General features: G+C 50.7%; 6 protein-coding genes. 4 read left to right on the top strand and 2 right to left on the bottom strand.

Going from position 1 to position 6000, the window contains the following annotated elements; all coding sequences use genetic code 11:
• Positions 1 to 1146 (top strand): ribonucleotide-diphosphate reductase subunit beta (locus BFQ04_RS02590; RefSeq protein WP_065949447.1); only part of this gene is annotated, 1146 nt, incomplete at its 5' end.
• A 123-nt stretch (positions 1147 to 1269) separates the two neighbouring features.
• Here the strand turns inward: BFQ04_RS02590 and BFQ04_RS29135 are convergent.
• Positions 1270 to 1968 (bottom strand): hypothetical protein, encoded by a 699-nt coding sequence (locus BFQ04_RS29135; RefSeq protein ID WP_139111888.1) that lies wholly within the window; start codon positions 1966 to 1968, stop codon positions 1270 to 1272.
• Positions 1969 to 2026: 58 nt separating this feature from the next.
• Positions 2027 to 3430, bottom strand: coding sequence for a dGTP triphosphohydrolase (gene dgt / locus BFQ04_RS02580; protein ID WP_065949445.1), 1404 nt, complete (start codon positions 3428 to 3430; stop codon positions 2027 to 2029).
• Positions 3431 to 3886: 456 nt separating this feature from the next.
• Between dgt and BFQ04_RS02575 the strand changes: the two genes are divergently transcribed.
• The 3 genes from BFQ04_RS02575 (at position 3887) to BFQ04_RS02565 (ending at position 5950) form a co-directional block, all read left to right on the top strand.
• Positions 3887 to 4417, top strand: coding sequence for a BRO-N domain-containing protein (locus tag BFQ04_RS02575; protein WP_065949444.1), 531 nt, complete (start codon positions 3887 to 3889; stop codon positions 4415 to 4417).
• A gap of 99 nt (positions 4418 to 4516) precedes the next feature.
• Positions 4517 to 5230 (top strand): HNH endonuclease, encoded by a 714-nt coding sequence (locus BFQ04_RS02570; protein ID WP_065949443.1) that lies wholly within the window; start codon positions 4517 to 4519, stop codon positions 5228 to 5230.
• 72 nt (positions 5231 to 5302) lie between these two features.
• The gene (locus BFQ04_RS02565; protein ID WP_065949442.1) at positions 5303 to 5950 is read left to right on the top strand and encodes an HAD-IB family hydrolase; all 648 of its coding nucleotides are present in this window, start codon (positions 5303 to 5305) and stop codon (positions 5948 to 5950) included.
• Positions 5951 to 6000 lie beyond the last annotated feature (50 nt).

The raw sequence follows: 6000 nt of genomic DNA, 5'->3' as shown, positions 1-6000 counted from the left end.
GCCGGCGCTGCCGCCGCCATCGAAGCGCGCGCCGTCACCGCCAATGACTCCGCTGCCATCGCGCGCGCCAAGGCCGAACTGGACAAACTCGACGTCGCCGAAGGCCTCGCCGAACTCGAAGGCGCCTCCGCCCGCGTCGCCGTCGACGAAAAGCGCATGATCAACTGCCGCGCCGACCTCAACCAACTCGTGCCCTTCAAGTACGACTGGGCCTGGCAAAAGTATCTCGACGGCTGCGCCAACCACTGGATGCCGCAAGAGGTCAACATGACCGCCGACATCGCCCTGTGGAAAAACCCCGAAGGCCTGACCGACGACGAACGTCGCATCGTCATGCGCAACCTCGGCTTCTTCTCCACCGCCGACTCCCTGGTCGCCAACAACCTGGTGCTGGCCGTGTACCGCCTGATCACCAACCCCGAGTGCCGCCAGTACATCCTGCGCCAGGCCTTCGAAGAAGCGATCCACACCCACGCCTACCAGTACTGCATCGAATCGTTGGCCATGGATGAAGGCGAGATCTTCAACATGTACCACGAGATTCCATCGGTCGCGAAAAAAGCCGCCTGGGGCCTGAAGTACACCCGTTCGATCTCCGATCCGAAGTTCGAAACCGGCACCGTCGACACCGACAAAGAATTGCTGCGCAACCTGGTCGCCTACTACTGCGTCCTGGAAGGCATCTTCTTCTACTGCGGCTTCACCCAGATCCTGTCCATGGGCCGCCGCAACAAAATGACCGGCGTCGCCGAGCAGTTCCAGTACATCCTGCGCGATGAATCGATGCACCTGAACTTCGGTATCGACGTGATCAACCAGATCAAAATCGAAAACCCGCACTTGTGGGATGCCGAGATGAAGGAAGAAGCAACGCAGATGATCCTGCAGGGGACGCAGCTGGAAATTGAATATGCGCGGGATACCATGCCTCGCGGTGTTCTCGGCATGAATGCGGCGATGATGGAGGACTATCTGAAGTTCATCGCTAACCGTCGTTTGTCGCAGATTGGGTTGAAGGAAGAGTATCCGGGGACGACGAATCCGTTCCCGTGGATGAGTGAGATTATGGATTTGAAGAAAGAGAAGAACTTCTTTGAGACTCGGGTTATTGAGTATCAGACTGGTGGGGCGTTGAGCTGGGACTAGTGCGCCTCATGTAAAAAACGCCGTTTATTCTATAGAATAAACGGCATTTTTTTTCAGATCTATATTCACCCCAAGCACTTGCTACACGCAACCATTTAATTCAACTGCCCCCAACACAACCACTCACTGAAATTCAATACCTAAGTTACCACCTTTCAGAAAAATCGGCGCTCCAAAAAGATCTCTTTCTAACAAAGAAATTTCTTTCTGAAAAAAAATTATATCCGCTAAAGAAAAATATACCTTCCCAAACGCTTTTTTTTGTAAGACAAACAATTCATCCGGAGAAAATCTTTCAAATTCCGACTTTAAATAAGCCACCGCCCTAGGAAGTAGCACCTCTACCCGCTTATCAAAAATAAGTTTAAGCACACGCAAAAAAGCCCCTTGCCTATTAGGGTTTTCAACAAGAATCACATCTAACTCTTTTCTTGTAAGAGACTCAATATAATCATCTCGAGAAATCAACGCTCCATCCTTGAAAGAATAAGCTATAGCATCCCAGTTCGTTATCGTGGTTAAAAGCAAGCTACGCCTATCTACATACGGTACATACCCACTAGCAAACGCCCAGGTTTTTTTTATTGGCCAAACATCTATCGACCATCCTCCCACCTTTACTCTATACCCTCCAAAATTATTTTTCCTACCAAGCTGAGACATAGCTTCAAAAAAATCAAACAAAACAGCCGGAGAGCAATCAACAACTAAATCTATATCCGAATTAAAACTATCACCACCATACAGTGCAATATCCCTTAGCAGCCCTCCAAAAACCAAAACCTCTCCCTTACAAGATAGAACCCTGATAAAGTTTCGCACTTCTACTCTCTTAGGGGACTCAAAAAACCTAAGCACCCTTTTTTTAAGAGTCGTTAAATTATTTGCAGTGGCTATCATATAAAGGCTTCAACTCTGAATGCAGAGCGATGAGGTAACTATCTGTCATCCCAGATACCGCGTCGGCCAGAAGCTGAGCTTCCTTGTAACCAACGGGCAAATCGTTACTTTCATCCTCAAAAATTCGTCTGTAGCTTTCCGAGATACGAGAGTACGCATACTTCCCAAAAGGAGTGCTTGATTGCTGCCGCTGTGCAAGACGGCCATGCACTCCGACCCATAACATATCCATAACTTCAGTGATATACGTATTACCCTTTAACTCAAGCTCAAGAACACTTTTGTGTTTAAACCCATACTCAAAATCAAATCTTTTAAGAGCCTTACAGAGTTTTTTTGACTTCGACTCACTAATCAGCCCATTGTAAATCTGTGTACCTTTTAATAGACAATCAACCTTTTCCGAAAACGTATCCACCACAGATCCAACCATTTCTGTGATTGAATAAACTCTAAACATTTGCATAGAGCACTCGTTTAGTTCTTGAGGGCTCAACCCTTGACCTTCAAAACTTGAACTGCTTTCCTCAGATTTTTTAATAACTCTCGCGGCAACTTCATCACTACCACACTCACGTTTCAAAAACCTAAGCAAATCATAGTAAGAAGCAAAACTTTTTTTCACTGTGTCTTCAGCATCCAAAACCGAGTATGCAATATCATCACACGCCTCCATGACATAGGTGAGAGGATGCCTAATTCCTTGTTCAAGCCCAGTCTCCCTCCAAATATCATCTACTACATCTTGCTCCGACTTAAAATACCCTTGCTTTTTCCATTGCTTTTCATCAACACCGCTGACTGGCACGGGATATTTAATCAACGCCGCCAGTGTTCCGTACGTCAAGTTCAAACCAAACCTGTCATTTAATATCTGCAGCTTTGTTACCAACCTGACAGTCTGAGCATTACCATCAAACCCAAAAAAATCTCTAGCATCGTCGAAACTCATTCCACGTAAAATAACCTCACAGTTACCTTTAAACCAATTTTGAATGGCGACCTCTCCTTGATGACCAAAAGGGGGATTTCCCAAATCATGGACCAGACCAATCGCAGCCAACATCGCTGGGACGCTCCGATGAAGAAATTGCCCGGGCTCAGCGCCGGCAAAGATATCTTCTTTCTCATAAACTAACCTCAAGCCAATGCTTCTAGCAAGAGTAGAAACTTCGTGTGAATGAGTAAGCCTAGTACGAACGCTATCATTCCTATCAAGTGGAAAAACTTGAGTTTTATCGGCTAACCGCCTAGTAGGCGCGGCAAATAAAATACGATCATAGTCTCGTTCAAACTGATATCTTCCACTTTCAACACCCGGCACTGCCACCTGCCCCTTACTTTTGCGCCGCGAGTCATTTAATAAACCCTTCCAATTAAGCACTTTAATTCCTTTTTTTAAAAATTATTTAGACAGCACCATCCAAGCAGCGCAAATATTACAAGATTTTTTGGCTTTTGATTTTATTTTCCCTCACAAGTCGACCCCGAATTGCCGGTCTTGCCTTTTTTGACTAGGAGCAATAGTCTTCGAGCCTGGTGCCTAAGAAACACCTCACACAGCGGACTGACCGCACCCGACAGTAGCGGCTTTTTTGTGCCTACGGTATCCCCGTGGGTATCGAAAATCTCTGTTATGCCGGGAGTGGGCTAATACAAGACCCGAAAGGGGAATATGTCCGGCCCTCTGTGTGGGGTTTCTTAACTCCCGGCACCCAGCCCTAAGAAAGCTGACATCACACAGAGGTAATGGAAATGCCTAAAATTTTCACCTTCCTTGCGAAGGCTATCTACTGCGTCAGAACTGCCCTTCAAGCACGTCCAGTCACGGAGGTGCGTCATGCATGATCCCCTCGCTCCCACCGTCTTCACCCGTCAAAGCCTTCCTCTGCACGCTGTCCTTCTGGAAAACCAACCATGGTTTTGCGCTCGCGATCTCGGGCGCTTGATGGGCTGGTATCTAGATGAACGAACAACTCGAAAGCTCGATGAAGACCAGCGAAGAACGTTAACGCTGCTGTTCCACGGTCAGCCGGAAGAAATGCTGATGATCAGCGAATCAGGTGCCTACGCGCTGCTGGTCTATCACTACACACCGGGGAATCGCCTGTTACGCAGCTGGCTCACTCACGAAGTGGTTCCAACATTGCGAGATGAGCATCAGCCACGAACGGTAGAGAGACCGCTGTTGAGCATGCTGGATTGGCCGGAGATGTCTTTGAACTTGCTGCATTGGCAAGACGAAGGCTGGATTAGGCTGCGGGATATGCCTTACCTGTTGGTGAACCGGACCCATCGGCTACAGCTCTCAAAAACTCCGTGGTGGCGCAAGCTCATGCAGCCTTTCCGAATCAAGCAGCGAATTTGCTGACGAACACGACCGTCAACTCCGACCAATCCGTAGGAAATTTCGTAGACGTAATAATGGCTACTCAGTATCGTCCGAGGGTTTTCTACCCTCGGCGGCTGCATGGATATTACGAAAGACAAAACGGACTGGAGCGACGCGGAACTGGCAGCGGCAGTCGAGGCTTACCTAAAGATGCTGGCCTGGGAAAAGAGCGGCCAACCTTTCAACAAAGCCCTCGAAAATCGACTTCTGCGCGAAGGCCCGGTGGCAGGCCGAGCGAAGGGCTCCATTGAGTTCCGCATGCAAAATATCTCCACCGTGCTAGACCGTATGGGCCTGGACCGCATCGAAGGCTATAAGCCTGCGAAGAACGTGGGCACAGGCGTAGAACAACGCATCCGCCAAGCGCTCGCCGCGCAGGGTGTGTCCGAATCCGAGGACGCCGCCCAAACAGCAGACGAGCAAACGCTTATCCGCCGCGCGTCCAAGCTGCAGCAACAAGCCTCCCTAAAAAGACCGGACGGCATTGTCCAACCACAGAAAGTACCCACCGTCAGCGCAGCCTTCGTTCGTGATCCAAAGGTACGCGCCTGGGTGTTGAAAGAAGCCAACGGTATCTGCGAAGGCTGCGGTTCTAACGCGCCTTTCGAGGTCGACGGTTTGCCATTTCTTGAAGTACATCACGTCAAGCACCTCGCCCAGAAGGGTTCGGATCGCATCAGCAATGCTGTAGCCTTGTGTCCCAATTGCCATCAGCGTTGTCACCGGTCGAGTGATCGAAAGGCTTTCACCGAGGGGCTTTACGCCAAGATCGGAAGATTGGCACGGGAGTAGACTCCTGCTGTCACACCTGATGCACATTCAAAAAATACCAGATAGGACCGAGGCCAACCCGTGAACCCAGACATGCTCGAAGCCGGCCCCGCTGACGCCAAAGTACTTTCCGTCTTTGACTTCGACGGCACCCTGACCCACCACGACAGTTTCGTGCCCTTCCTCAAGTTTGCCTTTGGCACTGGCGCGTTTTATGGCCGGATGGTGAAGCTGGCAGTGCCTGGGCTGCGCTTTTTGGTGCGCCAGATCAGCCGGGATGAGTTGAAGGCGCAGTTGATCCGCACCTTTATGACCGGTGTGGAAAAGACCTGGGTGCAGCAGAAGGCCGAGGAGTATTGCCAGCGCAATTGGGCGCGGTTGATGCGCCCGGCGGGGGTGTTGTCGGTGGAGCAGGAGTTGGGCTCGGGGGCGGTGGTGACGCTGTGTTCGGCGTCGCCGGCGTTGGTGTTGCAGCCGTTTGCCGATCGGCTCGGGATCCGCTTGATCGGGACTGAGCTTGAGGTGGTGGACGGGGTGCTGACCGGTAAGCTCACGGGGAACAATTGCCGCTGTGAGAACAAGGTGCTGCGGCTTGAGGCGGTGTATGGGGACCTGGGGGAGTATCGGCTCAGGGCCTGGGGCGATACGCGTGGGGATCGGGAGTTGCTGGCGGCGGCGCAGGATGCGCATTTTCGGCATTTTCATGCGAAGAAGAAAAGGCGGGCTCGGTTGCAGCGGTGATGCGGGTAATTGGGATCGGCTGGAGAACCGAGTCGATCCCATCGCTGCCT

The organism is Pseudomonas sp. 37 R 15, assembly GCF_900004865.1.
Taxonomy (GTDB): Bacteria; Pseudomonadota; Gammaproteobacteria; order Pseudomonadales; family Pseudomonadaceae; genus Aquipseudomonas; species Aquipseudomonas fluorescens_AM.
Note: the sequence above shows the minus strand (reverse complement) of the source record. Positions and strands in the feature narration are given on the sequence as shown.